We start from the raw sequence: 19,176 nt of genomic DNA, 5'->3' as shown, positions 1-19,176 counted from the left end.
CGTACCGCCAGCAGTCGTCTAATCGTATACGATTCTACGAAACACCCAGCAGGAGTCTTACCATGAAGTGGCTCGCCTCCGGCACTGGCCAGGCAACGTTCGAGGACATCAAGAACACCTCGCTCGGCAAGCTCGTGCGCGACCAATTGCTCAATCGCATCCTGTCCGGTGACTACGCGCCCGGCCAGGCCTTGCGCGAATCGGAACTGGTCGAGCAATTGAAGGTCTCGCGCGTGCCGGTACGCGAAGCGCTGCGTGAATTGGAGAGCGCCGGCCTGGTGGTCTCGCGCAAGCATTCCGGCGTCTACGTGCGCGAACTCAGCGACGACGAAGTCAAGGACCTCTATCAATTCCGTTCGGTACTGGACAGCCACGCCGGCCGCACGGCGGCGCAACTGCCCCAGGATGAACGCGAAGAGCTCGTGCGCGAACTGGACACCTGCGTGGCGGCGATGGACGCCGCCATCAGTGAAGGCAACGCCCAGGGCTACTACAGCCAGAACCTGGAATTCCACTGGCTGTTCATCGAGTACGCAGGCAATCGCGAAATCGCCAAGGCCTATCGCGACGTCATCCAGAAACTGCACCTGGCGCGCCTGAAGAACCTGTCGAATGAGGAGCACCGGGTGCACTCCAACGCCGAGCACCGCCAGATCGTCGATGCCCTGCGCAACGTCGGCTCGCCCCAGCACGCCGGCGCCTACGCCGAGCTGCTGGCCAGGCACGTCATCAACGCCCACGAGCGGCTATCCATCATGTGATGCACCGCCGCGCTTCCCCCCAAGTCTAAAAATATTCCCCGAGGAGACAACCCCCATGAAACGACGTTCCTTCCTGCTGGGCGCCGGCGCCACCGCCATCGGCTTCCCCTACGCCCTGCCGTCCCTGGCCGCTTCCGCCTACCCCGACCGCCCCATCACCTATATCGTGCCGGTGGCGCCGGGCGGCGGCAGCGACTACGTCGGCCGCGCCACCGCGAATGCCGTCGGCAAGGAACTGGGCGCCACTTTCATCGTGGAAAACCAGAGCGGCGGCGGTGGCGTGATCGCGTGCCAGAAGACCATGCGGTCCAAGCCCGACGGCTACACCCTGATGCAGGGTTACGTCGCCACGCTGGGCACCGCTCCGGCCACCCGCAAGGTGCCCTACGACCCCATCAAGGACTTCACGGCGGTGGGCATGATAGGCGGAACGCCCAATGTGCTGGTGGTGAATTCCAAGCTGCCCGTGCACAACCTGAAGGAGTTCATCGCCTACGCCAAGGGGCAGGGCAATGTGAACTACGGTTCCGCCGGCGCCGGCTCCCTGACCCACCTGTTGATGGAATTGCTGCAGCAACAGGTCGGCACGAAGATGGTTCACATCGCCTACAAGGGCATCGCTCCGGCGTTCACCGACCTGCTGTCGCAGCAGACCCAGTTCATGTTCCCCGGCCTGGCCGCCGCCGTGCCGCACCTGCGCGCGGGCACCGTGCGCGCCATCGCCCTGTCCGGCGAAACCCGCAACAAGGCGTTCCCCGACGTGCCGACCTTCAAGGAGCTGGGTTTGGGCGGCTTCGACGATGTGTTGCAATGGTATGGCGTCTCCGGTCCGGCAGGCATGGAAGGTGGCGTGGTGCAGACCTTGAACACCGCCCTGAACAAAGTGCTGCAGGATCCCGCGCTGATCAAGTCGCTGGACACCGAAGCCATCGTGCCCATGCCGATGTCGCCCGCGCAATTCGCCGCCTATGTCGCCAAGGACTATGCGCGGTGGGCCAAGCTGGCGAAAGAGCAGAACATCCAACTCGACGCCTGACGCAGGCGTCCAGCCACCCCGTTTTTTGTTGCACCCCGAGAGATATCCATGGCCCTGAATACCAAGATCGATGCCGATCACAACGCCCCGCCGGTCACCCGCATCCTGGCCGAATACATCGTCAACCATCCGTCGCGCGGTTGGGACGATGCCGTCGAGCACGAAGCCCACCGCACCTTCATGAACTGGCTGGGCTGCGCTGTCGGCGCCGCCGAACACGAAGCGGGCGAAGCCGCGCTGCGCGCCGTGCAAGTGCTCAAGCCCTCGGCCCAGGCCAGCGTGCTGGGCCGCAGCGAACAGGTGGACATCGCCAGCGCCGCGCTGATCAACGGCATCACGTCGCACACCTTCGACTTCGACGACACCCACCTGAAGACCATCATCCATCCCGCCGGCCCGGTCTGCTCCGCCGTGCTGGCACTGGCTGAACTGACCGGCGCCAGCGGCCGCCAGATCATCGATGCCGTCGTCATCGGCATCGACGTGTCGTGCCGCATCGGCAACATGATCTACCCGCAGCATTACGATCGCGGCTGGCACATCACCGGCTCCACCGGTGGCTTCGGCGCCGCCGCCGCCTGCGCCCGCCTGCTGGGCCTGGATGCCGACCAGACGCAGATGGCGCTGGGCATCGCGGCTTCGCAGCCGGTCGGCTTGCGCGAGCAATTCGGCACCATGACCAAGCCCTTCCATCCGGGCGGCGCGGCGTCGGCCGGCTTGATGTCGGCCCTGCTGGCACGCGAAGGCTACACCGCCAGCAAGCGCGCCATCGAGGCGCCGCGCGGCTTTGCCCAGGTGCTGTCGACCAAGTTCGACTGGAACGAAATCACCGAGGGCCTGGGCAAGCGCTTCGAGATTTCGTTCAACACGTACAAGCCCTTCGCCTGCGGCATCGTCATCCATCCCAGCATCGACGCTTGCGTGCAGTTGCGCGAACAGGGCGTGACCGCTGAAAACCTGGAACGCATCGACTTGCGCGTGCATTCGCTGGTGCTGGAACTGACCGGCAAGAAGGAGCCCGCCGACGGCCTGCAAGGCAAGTTCAGCGTGTACCACGGTTGCGCCGCCGGCCTGATCTTCGGCCGCGCCTCGGAAAGCGAATATGCCGATGACATCGTCACGCGCGAAGACGTGGTGGCGGTGCGCCGCAAGGTGGTCGCCACGGTCGACGACAGCATCGATGAAGCCGCCGTTGACGCCATCGCCACGCTGAAGGACGGCCGCAAGGTCCACGTGTTCGTCGAGCACGCCATCGGTTCGCTGCAGCGCCCCATGTCCGACCAGGACCTGGAAGCCAAGTTCAGCAGCCAGGCCGATCCCATCCTGGGCGCGGACCAGGTGCGCAAGCTGATGGACGCTTGCTGGACCCTGGCCAAGGCGCAGGACGCGCGCGGCCTGGTGGCGCTGGCTCGCAAGGCCGCGCAATGAGTTCGGTAGTCGTTCTCGACGATTGGGAGAACGGGCTGCGCGACGGGGTGGACTGGGAGGCATTGCGCCAGTCCGCCACCGGCGCGGCGCACAGCTTCACCGTGCACAACGTCGCGCTGCGCGGCGCCGCGCTGGAGGCAGCCCTGGCGGGCGCCGACTGCGTGGTGCTGCTGCGCGATCGTACGCCGGTCGATGCAGCCCTGATCGCCAAGTTGCCGCGCCTGCGCCACATCGTGTTCACCGGCACGCGCAACAAGACGCTGGATGTTGCGGCGGCGCAGCAGGCCGGCATTCAGGTCAGCCATACCGAGTGGGGGCCGTCGAAGGCCAGCACTTGCGAGATGACGTGGTCGCTGATCCTGGCCGCCACGCGCCGCCTGCCTCAGCTCATGCTTACGCCCGCGCGCAATGTCTGGCGCGATCCGGCCGTGACCGCCTTTCTGCCGGGCGTGCTGCAGGGGCAGAAGCTGGGCCTGATCGGCCTGGGGCAGATCGGCCAGCGTGTGGCCACGGTGGGCCGTGCCTTGGGCATGGAGGTGCTTACCTGGAGTCCCAACATGACGCCCGAACGCGCGCGTGAACACGACGCGCGGGCGGTCGACCTGGATGAACTGCTGGTGAGCTCGCAAGTGGTCAGCCTGCACCTGGTGCCGGCCGCGGGCACGCGCCGCCTGCTCAATCGCGAGCGCCTGGCGCTGATGCAGCCGGACAGCCTGCTGGTGAATACCTCGCGGGCGGAACTGGTGGACACCGATGCCGTGGTCGACGCCCTGCGCGCGGGGCGGCCGGGTTTCGGCGCCTTCGACGTATTCGACGACGAGCCGCTGCCGGACGGCCATCCGCTGCTTGGTCTGCCCAACGTGCTGCTGACGCCGCATTACGGGTTTCTCAGCAAGCAGGTCTATGCCGAGTTCGCGCGCGGCGTGCAGCGTAATATCGAAGCCTGGCTCGGCGGAGCGGAAGTTCCCAATACGGTTCCGCTGGCAGCCTGATCCAATACAGGGTGCAGTCAATGGCAATGAAGGGTCTGCTCGCGCGGGGTCTACTTTCGCGGGATCTCCCCCGACGATCCGACTTTCCGGCGGATGCCGAATTCCACATCAAGGAATTCGACATTCCGCTGGTTTTCATTCCCGGGCAGGGCTGGTTCAACTGGTTCGGCACGCCGCGGCCTTATGACGTCAGCGGATTGAAGCTCGGCAACAACTGGCCCGCCACGTCTTTCGAGGAATGGGTGGCGCTGGTCAGCGATTCACGCTGATTTCGATTCCGGTCCTGGCGCAGGGGACCGCCCGCGCCCGACACCCAGCTTGCTTGATACCTTTCTCGCGCCCCCGCTCGATGTGAGCGGGGGCGCTTTCTGCGTCTCCGTCATAGCCCGTGCCTGGGAAAACCCCGATGGAGGCCGTCTCTCACTTGGATAAGAATTCGTATTCATATCCGTCAGACAGACGGCGCCTGTCAAGTCTGTCTCATATCCCCTGTACAAACCGTTATTTATCCGGTGATTTTTCTTCGATCGAAATTTGCCGACCAGCCATCATGCCTAATACTGAATACGTATTCACTACCGAAAACGTCGACGTGCTGTTGAAACAGCCGCTGGGTGCCAAGCTGCCGGTGGTCGATCATGCGAAGGGGGTCTACATCTACGACAAGGACGGCCGCGATTATCTGGACGGATCGGGCGGGGCCATGACGGTATCGATCGGCCACGGGGTGCGTGAAGTGCTGGATGCCATGCACGCGCAGGCCGAACAGGTCTGCTTCACCTACAGGGCGCACTTCACCAGCACCGCCGCCGAAACGCTGGCCAAGACGCTGGTGGATCTGGCGCCGCCGGCGTTGACCCACGCGTTTTTCGTCAACAGCGGCTCCGAAGCCACCGAACTGGCGCTACGCACGGCGCAGCAATACTGGCGCGACCGTGGCCAGCCCGGCAAGACCCACGTACTGGGCCGCGCCATCAGCTACCACGGCATGACCATGGGCGCCTTGTCCATGTCCGGCCATGACGCCCGCCGCGCCGATTACGGCAATCTGCTGCATACCTTCGCGGTGGCACCGCCGCCCTATCCCTATCGCTTCCCGCTGTCGGGCCAGGACGCCGAGGGCCACGGCGCCATGGTGTGGGACCGCATCCTGCGCGAATATGGCGCGGACAAGGTGGCGGCCATCATCGTCGAGCCGGTGGTGGGCGCGGCGGGCGGTGCCCTGGCGCCGCCGGTGGGCTATTTGCGTACGCTGCGCGAAATCTGCGACCGCCACGACGTCCTGCTGATCGCCGACGAAGTGATTACCGGCATGGGCCGCACCGGCACCTGGTTCGCCTGCGAGCAGGACGGCATCGCCCCGGACATGATCGCCACCGGCAAAGGCATGACCTCCGGTTACACCCCGATGGGCGCCGTGCTGTTCCACCAGCGCATCATCCAGGCCTTCGGCGAAAACGGCAAGACCGTGCCCTTCGGCCACACCTTCAGCGCCAATCCGCTCAGCGCCGCCACCTGCCTGGCCGTGGTCGACTACATGCGCGAACACCAGGTACTGGCCAACGTCACGGCGCGCGCCAGCCAGCTGGAAGCGGGACTGCACCGCCTGGCGGCGCGCTTCCCGTGGATGGTCGACGTGCGCGGCCGCGGCCTGCTGTGGGGTTTCGAATTCGTCACCGATCCGGCCACGAAAACGCCGCCCGATCCCGCGCGCAACGCCAATGCCCTGTTCACCGCCCATTGCATGCGCGCCGGACTCATTGTCTACACGGCCGGCATCGCGCCCTTGAACAACGCCACGCTGATCGCGCCGCCGCTGGTCATCACGGAGGACGAAATGGAGGATCTGCTGGCCCGGCTGGAGCAGGGCCTGGTCTCCTTCGCCGCCGAAATGGGGTTCACGGCCGAAACGGGCTTCACGGCCGAAACGGGCTTCACGGCGTAACGAAGTGCGCAGGTCCCGCGCAATACGTCCGCGGGGGACGGCAACCCGGTACATCCACGCAGTACACATCTACGCAGCACATCAAGGGGAATCACAATGACTTCTGCCAGAAAAATCGATCGCCGCACCGTACTGAAGGCGGGTGCCGCCGCCCTGGGCTCGTCCCTGACGGGCCTGTCCTGGGCGCAGACCGCCGGCGACACGCTGACCATGGGCGTGCTGTCGCAACAGACCGGGACCTTTGCCTACGCCGGCGACCTGGTGCTCAAGGGCACGCAACTGGCCCTTGAAGAACGCCAGGGATCGATACTGGGCAAGAAGATCAATCTGCTGGTGCGCGATGACGAAGGCAAGCCCGCCGTCGGCGTGCGGCGGCTGACCGAAGCAGTCAGCTCGGACAAGCTGCGCTATTTCCTCGGTAATTTCTCCAGCGCCGTCGGCCTGGCCGAACTGGAAGTGGCGCGCCAGGAACAGGTACTGCAATACGCCGCGGGCGGCTCCGAAGACTTCACCGGCTCGCGCTGCAGTCCCTATACCTTCCAATGGTCCGCGCATGCCTACACCGCCTTGCGCGCCACGCTGGAGTACGTCAGCAAGACGCTGCCGGACAAGAAGAAGATCTACACCATCACCGCCGACTATGCCTTCGGCCAGTCCCTGCTGCATTACACCCAGGTTGCCGCCAAGGAGCTGGGCTTGCAACTGGTGGGCAACGACAATCATCCGTCGGGAGAACGCCAGTTCACCCAGTACTTCACCAAGGCGCTGTCGACCCGGCCGGACATCATCTGCCTGCTGACGGCCGGCGCGGACGCGGTCACCGCGGTGCGCCAGTTCAACAGCTTCGGCGTGAAGAACGTGCAGATCGTCGGCCCGTGGACCCTGGAAGTCGAGCAGTTGCGCGAGCTTTCCCCCGCCATGCGCAGCGGCATGATCCTGGGCCTGAACTATTACCAGGACATCGACACGCCGGTGAACAAGTCCTTCGTCGAGCGCTATATGAAGGCCTACAAGAACGTGCCGTCCTACGCCGCCGCCTATGGCTATGACGCCACGCGCACGCTGCTGATGGCCATGGACAAGGCCAAGAGCGTGGAGGTGGCGGCGGTGATGAAGGCGCTGGAGGGCATGCAGTTCGACAGCATCTTCGGGCCCACCACCATCGACGCCCGCACCCACCAGACCGTGCGGCCCTACTACGTCGTGCAATGCAAGGCGCCGGATGCCATGAAAAATGAATTCGACCTGGCAACCATCGTGGCCCAGGGCGACAAGCCCCAGCCGCCCGAGCTGAACGAGTGCAAGCGCACGGTGTGAGCATGGTTTCCTTATTAGCCGCACAACTGCTCAATGGGCTGGCGATAGGCATGATCTACGCGCTCACCGCCTTCGGCCTGTCCATCATCAAAGGGCTGCTGAACGTGCCCAACTTCGCCCACGGCGCTTTCTATGCGCTGGGGGCGTACGTCTGCTTCGCGGCGCTGCAACTGGGGCTGCCTTTCGCGGTGGCCCTGCTCGCCGCGTTCCTGGTGCCTGCCCTGGTCGGCGCCGTCGTGGAGCGGCTGGGCGTGGCCCGCCTGATCCGCGGCCCCTATCTTTACCAACTGCTGTTCCTGTTCGGCGTCGCGCTGATCATGGAACAGCTGATCATCATCATCTGGGGCACCTCGGGCTTGAGCGCCGCGGCACCGGAGTGGTTGCAGGGGGCCTTCGACCTGGGCTTCACCTACCTGCCCAAGTACCTGGTGTTCAACGGCTGCATGGCGGCCGTGACGATCGCCGTGGTCTGGTTGCTGATCGAACGCACCCGCCTGGGTTCGCAGATCCGCGCCGGCATCGACAAGCGCGAGATGGCCCAGTGCCTGGGCATCGACGTGGCGCGGCTGGTGACCACCGGCTTCGCGCTGGGCGCCGGCCTGGCCGGCCTGTCCGGCGGACTGGTGCTGCCGCTGCTGGGCGCCAATGCCACCATGGGCGCGGAAATGCTGTCCATCGCCTTCGTGGTCCTGGTCATCGGTGGCCTGGGTTCCCTGTACGGCGCCCTGGCCGCGGGCGTCCTGGTAGGCCTGATCCAGAGCGTATCGGCGGTGTTCGCACCGGCCGCCAGCACGGTGCTCATCTACGTTGCCATGGTCGCCACACTGATGATCCGGCCGCAAGGGCTGTTTGGGGAACGCTGATGCGACGCATAACCTCCACCTGGCTGGTATCCGCTGTCGCGGCCGTCGCCGCCGTCGGCGCGCCGTTCTGCATGCCGGTCAACATCGCCACCGAGATCGCCATCTATGGCATCTTCGCCTTGGCCACTTATCTGCTGGTCGGCGTGGCGGGCCTGTATTCCTTCGGCCAGGCCGCGTTCTTCGGCGTCGGCGGCTATGTCGCCGGCTATGTCTTCATCCACACCAGCCTGCCGCTATCCGTGGGCTTGCTGCTGGCCGCCGCGGGCAGTGCCTTGATCGCGCTGCTCGTCGGCATGATGAGCATCAAGCGCACCGGCATCTATTTCATGATGCTCACGTTCGCCTTCAACCAGATGATCTATTACCTGGCGTACAGCTGGCGTGACGTCACCGGCGGCGAGGACGGCCTGGGCGGCATCCGCCGGCCCGACCTCGCCCTGCCCGGCATCGGCACGCTGGATCTGTCGCAGCATCTGCATTTCTACGTGCTCACCGCCGTGCTGTTCGTTGGCGCCTTCGCCGCCCTGTACCAGCTGATGCACAGCCCCCTGGGCCTGATCCTCAGTGCCGCGCGCCAGAATCCGCGCCGCACGGCGTCGCTGGGCTATTCGGTGTATCGCGCCCAGCTGCTGGCGTTCGTTGTCGCCGGTGCGGCCTCCGGGGTGGCCGGCGCCCTGTTCGCCTTGCTCTATCGCATCATGCCCATCGACGCCATATCGTGGACCAATTCCGGCACGGCGGTGTTCATGGTCATCATCGGCGGCATGTCGTCGGTGTTCGGACCGGTGATAGGCGCGGCGGTGTTCATCTGGCTACAGGGATTCTTCAGCCTGATATGGGCTCGCTGGCCCCTGCTGTTCGGCGTCTTCATCATCCTGGTGGTGCTGTTCCTCAAGGGCGGCGTCATGGAGCTGTTCGAACGCGCACGCCGCCTGTTAGGCGCGCGCGCTCAAAGGAGCGCATCGTGAACCCGGCCGCCTACGCCTATGAAGCGCGCGCCGTCACTAAGAAATTCGGCGCCAACGTCGTGATCGAAGACCTGAACATCGGCTTTGAACCGGGCATGCTGCACAGCATTCTCGGCCCCAACGGCGCGGGTAAGACCACGCTGTTCAATCTGCTGACGCGCGACCTGCCCGTCAGCGCGGGTGAAATCCTGCTCAATGGCGTGCCGGTCACGCGCCTGAAACCGCATCAGATTGCCAGGCGCGGCGTGGGCCGTTCCTACCAGATCTCCAGTGTGTACCTGGAACTGACCTTTCTGGAAAACGTCTGGCTGGCCGCATACCGGGCCCGCCATGGCGGCCGCATGGGTTGGTGGCGCCGCGTCGGCAGCTACGGCGACATCAAGCGCGAAGCGGGCGAACTGCTGCACCAGCTGGGCCTGGGGCAGTACGAACACACGCCGGCCGGGGCCGTCTCCTATGGCGATCAGCGCCTGCTGGAGATTGCCGTCACGCTGGCCACGCGCCCCGCCATCCTGCTGCTGGACGAGCCAACCGCGGGTCTGTCGCAGCGTGAAACCGAGCGCGTGAAGGATTTCATCGCGGCCATCAAGCCCGACTACACGATCATCATGATCGAACACAAGATGAACGTCGTCATGGAAATCTCGGACCGGATCCACGTGATGAGCCGCGGTGCCCTGATCGCCGCGGGCACCGCCGAGGAAATCTCCCACAACCAGGCGGTGCACGCCGCGTACTTCGGACTGTGAAGATGCTGCTAGAGGTCCAGGACATCAATACCTACTATGGCCCCAGCCAGGCCATCCACAACGTTTCCTTCAACGTGGGCGACAGCGAAGTGGTGGCGCTGCTGGGGCGTAACGGCGCCGGCAAAAGCACCACGCTGCGCTCCATCATGGGTTTGAACGGTGCAGCCAGCGGCCGCATCCAGTATGCTGGGCAGGACATCACCCGCATGAGCCCGCAGGCCATCGCGCGCCTGGGCGTGACGCTGGTGCCGGAAACGCGCGATCCCTTCGTGCTGCTGACCGTGCGCGAGAACATCCTGCTGGGCTACCGCGAAGGTTCGCCTTACACGCTGGACCGCCTGATGGATCTCTTCCCCCTGCTGCGCGAGCTGTTGAAGAAGAAGGGGGGCGAACTGTCGGGCGGGCAGCAGCAGATGATGGTCATGGCGCGCGGGCTGGCCATGGGCCCCAGGTTGCTGCTGCTGGACGAGCCGTCGCAGGGCCTGGCGCCCATCATGGTCAAGGCGGTCGCCAATGTGCTGAACCAGCTCAAGGGCGACGGGCTGACCATCCTGCTGGTGGAGCAGAACCTGAACATGGCGCTGGAGCTGGCCGACCGCGTGGTGGTGCTGGAGAACGGCGCGGTTGCCGATACTTTCGACGGCGCCACCGGCCGCGCCGAACCCGCGCGCCTCGAACAATATCTTGCCGTGCATTGAAGGACGCCACGATGAAGACTCCGCTCTCGCAAGCTCCCATCATCGGATATGTCACCCCGCTGGCCGCCGCGCCCGGCAAGGACCTGTCCTTCCGCATCAGCTCCACGGGCAACCAGGCATTCACGGCGCGCGTCGTGCGCATCCATTGCGCGGACCCCAATCCCGCCGGGCCCGGCATGCGCATCGAGGCGATCGACCTGCCACTGCAGGCGAGCTATGCCGGACTGGAGCAGGCAGTGCATGCCGGCTCGTGTGCATGGGCCGTGCTGGGAGCGGGGATGGAAGACGGCGCCGAGGGCAATCATCTCACGCTGCACCTGCGCACCCGTCCCACCCTGGTCAGCGATCCGCTGCAGGTGCTGGCCAGCCTGCAAGACGCCAACGCAAGCGCGGGCGTGGCGGTGGCCGTCGATCATGGCGAGTTCGTCCTGATGCAACTGCAACGCGACGGCGCGCCACGCGTTTTGCGCAGCGGCATCGCCGCCATCCAGGACCGCTGGCAGGCCGTTACGCTGGACATGGAACTGATGACGGGACGGCTGTCCCTTATCGTGGCCAACGTGCCCGTGGGCGTCCCCGGTGCCGGGCCCGCCTTGCCGACGCGCACGGCGCAACTGGATACGGGCACCGAGCTGGCTGCACCCACGCATCTTTGCCTGGGCGCCTTGTGGCGCGGCCATCCCGCGCTGGGCTACAACGGTTTGATGGAAGCCCCCACGCTGGAGGCGCGCGAGGCGGGCGACGCAGGCGAAGTGGACACCCTGGTGGGACAGTGGCATCTGGCCACGGACATGCAGGCGCAACGCATCCCCGGCACCCAACCCGGCATGCCCACGCTGGTGCTGGAAAACATGCCCGTGCGCGCGGTGCGCTCGTCCGCCTGGACCGGCAAGCAGCTGGATTGGAAACACGCGCCGGACGAGTACGCCGCCATCTGGTTCCACGCCGATGCACTGGCCGACTGCGGCTGGCAGGAAGCCCTGCGGCTGCGCGTCCCGGCGGGACTGCCTTCCGGCGTGTATGGCCTGGAAGTGCGCAATGCGGACGGCGCCGACACCATTCCTTTCTATGTCACGCCTGACCCGGACGGCCCGCGCGCGCGGGTTCTGTTCCTCGCCTCCACGATGACATACCAGGCCTATGCCAACCATGCGCGCGGCAACTATGCCGGCGCGCTGGCCGAGCGCATCGCCGCCTGGGATGCGTACCCCAACAACCCCGACAACATCACGCAGTTCGGCGCGTCCACCTATAACCGCTATCGCGACACGGCCGGTATCTGCCTGTCCTCGCGGCTGCGGCCCATCCTCACCATGCGCCCGGGCTACCTGACCTTCCCTGATCCGAATGGGTCCGGGCTGCGCCATTTTCCCGCCGACTCCCACCTGACCAACTGGCTGCGTGACAAGGGCATCGCCTATGACGTCATCACCGACGAGGACCTGGACGACCAGGGGCTGGCCGCGCTTGCGCCTTATGACGTGGTGCTGACCGGATCGCACCCGGAGTACCACACGCGGCGCATGATCGAATCCCTCATCGCCTACCGCGAAAACGGCGGTCACCTGATGTACTTCGGCGCCAACGGCTTCTACTGGAAGGTAGCGCGCCCGGCGTCGGCGCCGCATATGCTGGAAATCCGCCGCGCCGAGGGCGGCATCCGCGCGTGGGCGGCCGAGCCCGGGGAGTACTACCACCAGTTCGACGGCCAGTACGGCGGCATGTGGCGACGTAACGGCATCGCACCTCAGGCCACCGGCGGGGTGGGCTTCGCGGTGCAGGGCGGCTTCGAAGGGGTCGGCTATACGCGCACGCCCGAATCGTACGATGCCGACGTGGCCTGGCTGTTCGAGGGCGTAACCGCGCAACGCTTCGGCGACCATGGGCTGTCCGGCGGCGGCGCCGCGGGCTTCGAACTGGACCAGGTAGTGCCTGAACTGGGCTCCCCATCCTGGCTGAAGATCGTCGGCATTTCGGACGGCCATGGCCCTGGCTTTAAAATCGTGCCCGAAGAAATCCTGACCTGGACCATAGCAGCCTCGCTGCCACGCAAATACGATGGCGTACGAGGCCATATGGCCGTCGGTCTGGCTGAAAACGGCGGCGGCATATTCGCCGCCGGCTCGATTACTTTCCTGGGCAGCCTGTGGAAGGGTGGCTACGACAATGACATATCGCGCATCGTCGAAAACTGCCTGCGCCGCTTCCTGTCCGCCAGCGACGCGCGCGCCCATGGACGGCGTGCCCCATCGAACATAGCAGAGTGAAAAAGAAAACTCCCACACAGAAAGACGTCGCCAGATTCGCGGGAGTCTCACAGGCGGCCGTGTCGCGCTTCGTCTCGGGCAAGGGCGCCATTTCCGACGAGGTGCGCGAGAAGATCCTCAAGGTGATCGATCTGGTCAACTACCAGCCCGACCCCCTGGCGCGTGGCCTGAGCAGCGGCAAGTTCGACATCATCGCCATCGTGATGGCCAACATCACCAACCCCTGGTATCCGGTGGTACTGGAACTGATCACGCGCGAACTGCATCGGGTGGGCCTGCAGGCGTTGCTGTTCAACGCCACGCCGCCGCAGACCGTGGACGACCTGATGCCGCTGGTGCTGCAGTACCGCGTGCGCGGCGTCATCATTACCACCGCGTCATTGAATTCGTCGGGCGCCGACCTGTGCGTGCGGCAGGGCGTGCCGGTGGTCATGTTCAACCGCTATTCGGCGGTCGCCAAGGGCCATTCCGTGTCCACCGACAATATCGGCGGCGGGCGGATGGCGGCGGACGCGCTGATGCGCACCGGCAGCCGGCGCCTGGGATTTCTCGGCGGCATGCCTACCGTTTCGACCAATCGCGACCGGCGTACCGGTTTCATGGACAGGCTGGCCGAGCTGGGCATGGACGATGTGCCTTCGCTGGAAAAGGAGTTCACCTACGGCTGGGGCTACGAGGCCACGCAGATGCTGCTGGCGCGGCATCCGGAGATCGATGGCCTGTTCTGCGCCGACGATGAGATTGCCTCCGGCGCCATCGACGCCCTGCGTCATGCCCTGGGAAGGCGGGTGCCCGAAGACGTGCGCGTATTCGGCTTCGACGACCACCCCGTGGCATCCAACGCGGCTTACGCCATGACGACGATACGCCAGCCGGTGGAAGACATGATCACCGCTGCAATCGAACTGCTGCTGCGTGACAGCGGCAACAATGAGCACAAGCTGTTGCCCGGGCAGCTGATCTACCGGACATCGACGCCGGAGGAATAGCGCAGCGAGGCTGCGGCCTGCTGTTCAGCGTGCCGACGCTAGCTGCGCGTACTCCAGCATTTGCGGCAATACGTCCAGGCCCAGGTGATCCAACACCACGCCCAACTGCGCGCGCAGCACGGGCTTGGGGCGAAAGCCCACGGACAGGCCGGCCAGGGCCATCATCTTGCGGTCGTTCGAACCGTCGCCGACGACGATGGCGTCGGAGGTCGGCACGCCCAGGTCCGCGCATAGCTGGCTGACGTGCGCCGCCTTGACGTCGGCGTTGACCAGGGTGCCCGTGATCTCACCGGTCAGCCGGCCATCCTGCACCGCCAGATGGTTGGAGTAATCGACGTCCACGCCCAGTTCCGCGCGTACCCTGCCGGTGAAGTAATCGAAGCCGCCCGACACGATGGCGGTCTTCAGCCCGGCCTGGCGCGCGGCGGCAATCAACGCGCCCGCGCCCGGCGAAAAGCGCACGCGTTCCGCATACAGCGCGGCGAAGGCCGTCGTCGGCAGTCCCGCCAGCAGGCGCGTGCGCATGCGCAGGCTGGTGTCGTAGTCGACCGCGCCGGACTGCATGGCCTGTTCGGTGAGTTCGGCCACTTCCCGCTTCCTGCCCACCAGGTCGGCCAGTTCGTCGATGCACTCGATATTGATGAGGGTCGAGTCCATGTCGAACACCATCAGCCGGTAGTCGGCCAGGGCGCGTGGCCGCGCGATGATGGCGCTGTCCAGGCCCAGCGCCTGGCATTGCGCATGCACCCAGTCATGCCGCAACTCATGTCTCAATTCATGGCGCAACCCGGGCCGTAAAGTAGGCGGCTTGGCGGCGGCAGCGCGGAGCTGCGCGGCATCGGTGCGCAGCGCGTGGCCATCCGGGCCGCCCCGGTTGTCGCCGTCGTCCAGCCCGCTCAGGAAAAACGCCGCCGCCTTGTCGCTGATGCGGCGCGGCGGCGGCGTTTCCAGGCGTCTTGCCAGATCGTCGAGGACGGAAGATTGCAGCGGCGTGGCGCCCAGGACGATCAGTGGCATAGGGTGGAGATCAGTTGACCGAGATGTTGTTGTCCTTGATCACCTTACTCCAGAAGTCCGTCTTTTCCACCAGGAATTTTTGGAATTCGGCCGGCGTGCTGGGGACCGGGACGGCGCCCAGCTCGGCGAACTTGGCCTGCATCTCCGGCTTGGCGACGATGGCGGCGACGTCCTTGTAGATCTTGTCGACGATGGGTTGCGGCGTGCCGCCCGTGGTCAACAGTCCTTGCCAGCTACCCGTCACGAAGTCCGGAAAGCGGTCCTTCAGCACCGGCGTGTCCGGGATGGGCGGGAACTTGCCCGGGCTGGCCACCGCCAGCATCTTCACCTTGCCGCCTTCCACCAATGCATGCGTGGCCAGGTAGCTGTTGAGCGTCATGTCGATCTGGCCACCGACCAGGTCCGAGGCGATCTGGGCGCCGCCCTTGTAGCCGATGAAGTTGATATCGATGCCGGCCTGCTTGGCCAGCACGATGCCGCCCAGGTGCGTGATCGAACCCTGCGTTTCACCGAAATTCAGCTTGCCGGGATGGGCCTTGGCGTAGGCGATCAGTTCGTCCAGGTTGTTGGCCGGCAAATCCTTGCGCACCACCAGCAGATGCGGCGAGTACTCGACGATGGTGATGGCCGCCAGGTCCTTGGTGGGACTGTAGTTCAGGTCCGGATACAGCGCCGGCGAATTGGTCAGGCTGCTCAGGTCCATCAGCAGCAGCGTGTAGCCGTCCGGCGCTGCCTTGGCCGTCATGGCCGCGCCGATGTTGCCATTGGCGCCCGAGCGGTTTTCCACCACCACCGGCTGCTTCCAGACCGCATTCAGTTCCTTGGCCATCAGGCGCGCAACCACGTCGGAAGCGCCGCCGGGCGGATAGGGCACGATCAGGCGCACGGGCTTTTCGGGCCAGGTAGCGGGATTGGCGTCGGCCGCTTGCGCCGGCGCGGCACCCAGGGCGCAATAGGCGGTGAGCGCGGTCAATGCCGCCAGCCCCAGGCCGCCCAGGGCGGACAGCACGCCGCGACGGGCGACGCGGGCGACGCCGGCGGCGCCTTCAGTGCTTTGTCGGGGCAGGGCTTCGAGTACGGACTGCGGCTGGGGATCGCGGTGCGCGTTAAGGCCGCGCTTGAACAGCGTCTTGGACGTCTGAGCCATTGTTGTCTCCGTGAAGGATAGGTATAGGTATGGTGCTGCGTGGGTCGGCATTCCTTTGCCGCGCACCGTCCGACCCGGGACAGCGCGCGGCGCCGCGCTTCAGAAGCGCGGCTTGTCCAAGGGGAAGGACGGGACGTAGCGGCGCATATAGGCGCCCTGTTCGGACGTCACGCGCAGGCCGCAGTCCAGGTACTGCTGATGCAGCTCGGCCAGCTTGGCGCGGTCCAGCTTCACGCCCATCCCCGGGGCATCGGTCAGGCGCACGCAGCCATCGACGAACGGCACCGGGCCGCCCTCGACCAGGTCCTCGGTCTTCCAGGGATAGTGCGTGTCGCAGGCGAAGTGCAGGTTGGGAATGGACGCGGCCACGTGCGTCATCGCCATCAGGCTGATGCCCAGATGGCTGTTCGAGTGCATGGACAACTCATAGCCGAAGGTTTCGCACATCTGCGCCAACTGGCGCGTGGCCAGCAGGCCGCCCCAGAAGTGGTGATCGGACAGGATCACCTGCGAACCATTGATGCGCACGTTATCGCGGAACTCGTCCATGCTGGTGACCACCATATTGGTGGCCATCTTCACCCCCGTTTCCTGGTGCAGCAGCGCCATCTGCTCCAGTCCCGGCACCGGATCTTCGTAGTACTCGAGCACGCCCTTGAGCTTGGAAGCGATGCGGCGCCCAGTGTCCAGGCTCCAGTTGGCATTGGGATCGATGCGCAGCGGATAGCCGGGAAAGGCTTTGCGCAGGGCCAGAATGCATTCGGCTTCGTAGTCCGGATCCAGCGCACCGGCCTTCAGCTTGATGCTCTTGAAGCCGTAGTCCCTGACCATGCGCTGCGCGCTGGCAACCAGTTGCTCGGCCGTCAGGATGGGGCCCCAGTCGTCGGCGGGATAAGGATCGTCCAGATGCTTTTCCTGCTTGAAGAACAGGTAGGCGCTGTACGCCACTTCGTCACGGCAGCGGCCACCCAGCAGGTCGACCAGCGGCACGCCGACGATCTGTGCCTGCGCGTCCAGGAAGGCCACCTCATACGCGCCGAACACATTGGTACCGGCCTTGGCGGCGTGGGTGCCAGGGTTCAGGTTGGCGAAACCCTGGCTCAGGTCGGTCTTGATATGCGTGCGCACGGCGCGCATCAGGCCGTTGATGTCGAAGGGGCTCAGGCCGATCAGCGCGGCGCGTACCTTTTCCAGGTTCTGCAGGATCGGCAGGTCGCCATAGGTCTCGCCCAGGCCGATGTGGCCGGTGTCGGTCTCCACCTCGATGATGGCGCGCAGGGCATAGGCCACGTGCAGGCCGGAAGCGTTCAGAACGGGAGGGTCGCGGAAAGCGACCGGGGTGACGCGTACGTCCGTGATTTTCATGGGGGAGCTGCCTGTCTCGGGGGGTATGTCGTTGTGACCCGGACCATTACAGTCCGCGTCTGTTTTGAATACTAGTATACTAGTGTACGTAAACGCGGCTGCCCGTACAATACCTTCCCGGCAACCGAGCGTCTTATGAAACCCATCCGCAACCTGCGCGCATCCCGGCGTCCGCTCTCGGACCTTCTTTACGACCAGGTGCTGGAACGCATCCTGTCGGGCGAACTCGCCCCGGGCGCCAGCATTTCCGAAGCGGAAGTGGGCGCCATGTTCGAGGTCAGCCGCACGCCCATACGGGAAGTGCTGATCAAGCTGGGCGAACAGGGGCTGGTGGACGTCTTTCCCCAGGTGGGCACCTTCATCGCCCCTATCCGCATCGAGGAAGTGACGCAGGCCGCCTTCATCCGCGAAAACCTGGAGTGCGCGCTGATCCGCGAGGCGGCCGGCAAGATAGACCAGGCCGGCATCGATGCCCTGGCGGCGATCCTGCGCGAGCAGGAAGTGGCCAAGGAAGCGGGCGACATGGTGCGCTTCTACCAGGCCGACGAGGCCATGCACGCACGCATTGCCGAGATCGCCGGCAAGCCGCGCGTCTGGCGCGTGATCCAGCAGTCGAAGATCCATGTCGACCGCGTACGGCGGCTGGCCTTGAAGCAGAAGCTCAAGGCTTCACTGGTGCTGGAGCAGCATCAGCGCATCTGCGCGGCGTTGGCGGCCAGGGATCCGGACACCGCCGCCGCCTGTATGCGCGAACACCTGCATGGCGTCTATGAGTTCGTGCACAAGGTAGCCGTCAACGAGATGCCCGGCGCCGACGGCGGCAAGGTTGCTTGACAAGGAATTCCCTCATGAAGCTCAATGAACAATGCGTCCTGGTCACCGGCGGCGCGCGCGGACTGGGTGCGTCCATCACGCGCGCGCTGGCGCGCGAAGGCGCCACGGTGGTGATCAACTATTACCGCAGCGAGGCGGCCGCGCAGGCGCTGGCCGAGGAACTGGGCCCCCGCGTCATCGCCCTGCAGGCGGACGTGACCGATGCGCAGTCCGTGCGTGCCCTGTTCGACCGGGCCCTGGCGCAATGCGAGCGCCCCATCGTGGCGGTGGTCAACAACGCCTTGGCCGATTTCCGTTTCGACGGCGATGCCCGGCCGAAAATAGACCAGATCGCCTGGGACCGTTTCCAGCAGCAGATCGATAGCGCGCTGAAGGGCAGCGTCAACACGCTGCAAGCCGCCGTGCCCGCCATGCGGGCGCTAGGCTTCGGGCGCATCGTCAACATCGGCACCAATCTGTTCCAGAACCCCGTGGTGCCGTATCACGACTACACCGCCGCCAAGGCCGCATTGCTGTCCCTGACGCGCACGGCGGCCAATGACCTGGGACCGGACGGCATCACCGTCAACATGGTGTCGGGCGGCCTGCTGCGCGTGACCGATGCCAGTGCGGCCACGCCGGAGGCGGTGTTCGACCTGATCGCCGGGCTGACGCCGCTGCGCAGCGTGACCACGCCGGACGAACTGGCCGACGTGGTTACCTTCTTCCTGTCGCCCTGGGCGCGCGCGGTGACGGGCCAGAACCTGATCGTCGACGGCGGGCTGGTGAAGGGGTAAGCGCATCAGCCCCTGCCGCCGCCG

At 65.5% G+C, this 19,176-nt stretch carries 18 protein-coding genes; 15 read left to right on the top strand and 3 right to left on the bottom strand.

The features are described from left to right. Positions 1-62: 62 nt before the first annotated feature. From CEY05_RS18205 to CEY05_RS18145, 13 genes are all read left to right on the top strand, one after another. The gene (locus tag CEY05_RS18205; protein ID WP_088596909.1) at positions 63-761 is read left to right on the top strand and encodes a GntR family transcriptional regulator; all 699 of its coding nucleotides are present in this window, start codon (positions 63-65) and stop codon (positions 759-761) included. Between the two features lie 55 nt (positions 762-816). Beyond that, positions 817-1,797, top strand: coding sequence for a tripartite tricarboxylate transporter substrate binding protein (locus CEY05_RS18200; protein ID WP_088596908.1), 981 nt, complete (start codon positions 817-819; stop codon positions 1,795-1,797). Positions 1,798-1,845: 48 nt separating this feature from the next. Further along, positions 1,846-3,225 (top strand): MmgE/PrpD family protein, encoded by a 1,380-nt coding sequence (locus CEY05_RS18195; RefSeq protein WP_088596907.1) that lies wholly within the window; start codon positions 1,846-1,848, stop codon positions 3,223-3,225. After that, positions 3,222-4,217 (top strand): D-2-hydroxyacid dehydrogenase family protein, encoded by a 996-nt coding sequence (locus tag CEY05_RS18190; RefSeq protein WP_088596906.1) that lies wholly within the window; start codon positions 3,222-3,224, stop codon positions 4,215-4,217. The genes CEY05_RS18195 and CEY05_RS18190 overlap by 4 nt, the downstream gene beginning before the upstream one ends. Positions 4,218-4,243: 26 nt before the next feature. Further along, a complete protein-coding gene (locus tag CEY05_RS18185; protein ID WP_088596905.1) occupies positions 4,244-4,486 on the top strand; it encodes a hypothetical protein in 243 nt (80 codons plus the stop codon). Between the two features lie 281 nt (positions 4,487-4,767). Then, positions 4,768-6,162: an aspartate aminotransferase family protein gene (locus CEY05_RS18180; RefSeq protein WP_088596904.1), complete on the top strand. Its 1,395-nt coding sequence runs from the start codon at positions 4,768-4,770 to the stop codon at positions 6,160-6,162. A gap of 96 nt (positions 6,163-6,258) precedes the next feature. Continuing rightward, positions 6,259-7,479: an ABC transporter substrate-binding protein gene (locus CEY05_RS18175; protein WP_088596903.1), complete on the top strand. Its 1,221-nt coding sequence runs from the start codon at positions 6,259-6,261 to the stop codon at positions 7,477-7,479. 2 nt (positions 7,480-7,481) lie between these two features. Next, a complete protein-coding gene (locus CEY05_RS18170) occupies positions 7,482-8,342 on the top strand; it encodes a branched-chain amino acid ABC transporter permease (protein WP_088596902.1) in 861 nt (286 codons plus the stop codon). Beyond that, complete coding sequence (locus CEY05_RS18165) at positions 8,342-9,310, top strand: branched-chain amino acid ABC transporter permease (protein ID WP_088596901.1); 969 nt, start codon at positions 8,342-8,344, stop codon at positions 9,308-9,310. Before CEY05_RS18170 ends, CEY05_RS18165 begins: the two co-directional genes overlap by 1 nt. After that, positions 9,307-10,059, top strand: a complete 753-nt coding sequence (locus CEY05_RS18160; protein ID WP_158219356.1) for an ABC transporter ATP-binding protein — start codon at positions 9,307-9,309, stop codon at positions 10,057-10,059. The genes CEY05_RS18165 and CEY05_RS18160 overlap by 4 nt, the downstream gene beginning before the upstream one ends. 2 nt (positions 10,060-10,061) lie before the next feature. Next, positions 10,062-10,757, top strand: a complete 696-nt coding sequence (locus CEY05_RS18155) for an ABC transporter ATP-binding protein (RefSeq protein WP_088596899.1) — start codon at positions 10,062-10,064, stop codon at positions 10,755-10,757. Between the two features lie 11 nt (positions 10,758-10,768). Next, on the top strand, positions 10,769-13,024 hold the full coding sequence (locus CEY05_RS18150; RefSeq protein ID WP_088596898.1) for a N,N-dimethylformamidase beta subunit family domain-containing protein: 2,256 nt from the start codon (positions 10,769-10,771) through the stop codon (positions 13,022-13,024). Beyond that, complete coding sequence (locus tag CEY05_RS18145; RefSeq protein WP_088596897.1) at positions 13,021-14,013, top strand: LacI family DNA-binding transcriptional regulator; 993 nt, start codon at positions 13,021-13,023, stop codon at positions 14,011-14,013. The genes CEY05_RS18150 and CEY05_RS18145 overlap by 4 nt, the downstream gene beginning before the upstream one ends. A 24-nt stretch (positions 14,014-14,037) precedes the next feature. Here the strand turns inward: CEY05_RS18145 and serB are convergent, their stop codons facing one another. From serB to CEY05_RS18130, 3 genes are all read right to left on the bottom strand, one after another. After that, the gene (serB, locus tag CEY05_RS18140) at positions 14,038-15,030 is read right to left on the bottom strand and encodes a phosphoserine phosphatase SerB (protein WP_088596896.1); all 993 of its coding nucleotides are present in this window, start codon (positions 15,028-15,030) and stop codon (positions 14,038-14,040) included. Positions 15,031-15,040: 10 nt separating this feature from the next. Continuing rightward, entirely contained in the window at positions 15,041-16,177 is a 1,137-nt protein-coding gene (locus CEY05_RS18135; protein WP_158219355.1) for a tripartite tricarboxylate transporter substrate binding protein, read from the bottom strand. A gap of 99 nt (positions 16,178-16,276) precedes the next feature. Beyond that, positions 16,277-17,542 (bottom strand): glucarate dehydratase family protein, encoded by a 1,266-nt coding sequence (locus CEY05_RS18130; RefSeq protein WP_088596894.1) that lies wholly within the window; start codon positions 17,540-17,542, stop codon positions 16,277-16,279. Between the two features lie 135 nt (positions 17,543-17,677). Here CEY05_RS18130 and CEY05_RS18125 point away from each other — a divergent pair, with 135 nt between their 5' ends. Both CEY05_RS18125 and CEY05_RS18120 read left to right on the top strand, forming a co-directional pair. After that, on the top strand, positions 17,678-18,376 hold the full coding sequence (locus CEY05_RS18125; protein WP_088596893.1) for a GntR family transcriptional regulator: 699 nt from the start codon (positions 17,678-17,680) through the stop codon (positions 18,374-18,376). 14 nt (positions 18,377-18,390) lie between these two features. After that, a complete protein-coding gene (locus tag CEY05_RS18120) occupies positions 18,391-19,152 on the top strand; it encodes a 3-oxoacyl-ACP reductase (RefSeq protein WP_088596892.1) in 762 nt (253 codons plus the stop codon). Positions 19,153-19,176 lie beyond the last annotated feature (24 nt).

Source organism: Achromobacter sp. HZ34, from assembly GCF_002209485.1.
Taxonomy (GTDB): Bacteria; Pseudomonadota; Gammaproteobacteria; order Burkholderiales; family Burkholderiaceae_B; genus Bordetella_C.
This window is presented reverse-complemented; position numbering and strand designations above follow the sequence as displayed.

Coding starts and splice junctions, on each gene's coding strand:
- CEY05_RS18200 (WP_088596908.1), top strand. CDS start 817: ATGAAACGACGTTCCTTCCTGCTGGGCGCCGGCGCCACCGCCATCGGC.
- CEY05_RS18205 (WP_088596909.1), top strand. CDS start 63: ATGAAGTGGCTCGCCTCCGGCACTGGCCAGGCAACGTTCGAGGACATC.
- CEY05_RS18175 (WP_088596903.1), top strand. CDS start 6,259: ATGACTTCTGCCAGAAAAATCGATCGCCGCACCGTACTGAAGGCGGGT.
- CEY05_RS18165 (WP_088596901.1), top strand. CDS start 8,342: ATGCGACGCATAACCTCCACCTGGCTGGTATCCGCTGTCGCGGCCGTC.
- CEY05_RS18130 (WP_088596894.1), bottom strand. CDS start 17,542: ATGAAAATCACGGACGTACGCGTCACCCCGGTCGCTTTCCGCGACCCT.
- CEY05_RS18120 (WP_088596892.1), top strand. CDS start 18,391: ATGAAGCTCAATGAACAATGCGTCCTGGTCACCGGCGGCGCGCGCGGA.
- CEY05_RS18150 (WP_088596898.1), top strand. CDS start 10,769: ATGAAGACTCCGCTCTCGCAAGCTCCCATCATCGGATATGTCACCCCG.
- CEY05_RS18170 (WP_088596902.1), top strand. CDS start 7,482: ATGGTTTCCTTATTAGCCGCACAACTGCTCAATGGGCTGGCGATAGGC.
- CEY05_RS18125 (WP_088596893.1), top strand. CDS start 17,678: ATGAAACCCATCCGCAACCTGCGCGCATCCCGGCGTCCGCTCTCGGAC.
- serB (WP_088596896.1), bottom strand. CDS start 15,030: ATGCCACTGATCGTCCTGGGCGCCACGCCGCTGCAATCTTCCGTCCTC.
- CEY05_RS18155 (WP_088596899.1), top strand. CDS start 10,062: ATGCTGCTAGAGGTCCAGGACATCAATACCTACTATGGCCCCAGCCAG.
- CEY05_RS18135 (WP_158219355.1), bottom strand. CDS start 16,177: ATGGCTCAGACGTCCAAGACGCTGTTCAAGCGCGGCCTTAACGCGCAC.
- CEY05_RS18195 (WP_088596907.1), top strand. CDS start 1,846: ATGGCCCTGAATACCAAGATCGATGCCGATCACAACGCCCCGCCGGTC.
- CEY05_RS18190 (WP_088596906.1), top strand. CDS start 3,222: ATGAGTTCGGTAGTCGTTCTCGACGATTGGGAGAACGGGCTGCGCGAC.
- CEY05_RS18180 (WP_088596904.1), top strand. CDS start 4,768: ATGCCTAATACTGAATACGTATTCACTACCGAAAACGTCGACGTGCTG.
- CEY05_RS18185 (WP_088596905.1), top strand. CDS start 4,244: ATGAAGGGTCTGCTCGCGCGGGGTCTACTTTCGCGGGATCTCCCCCGA.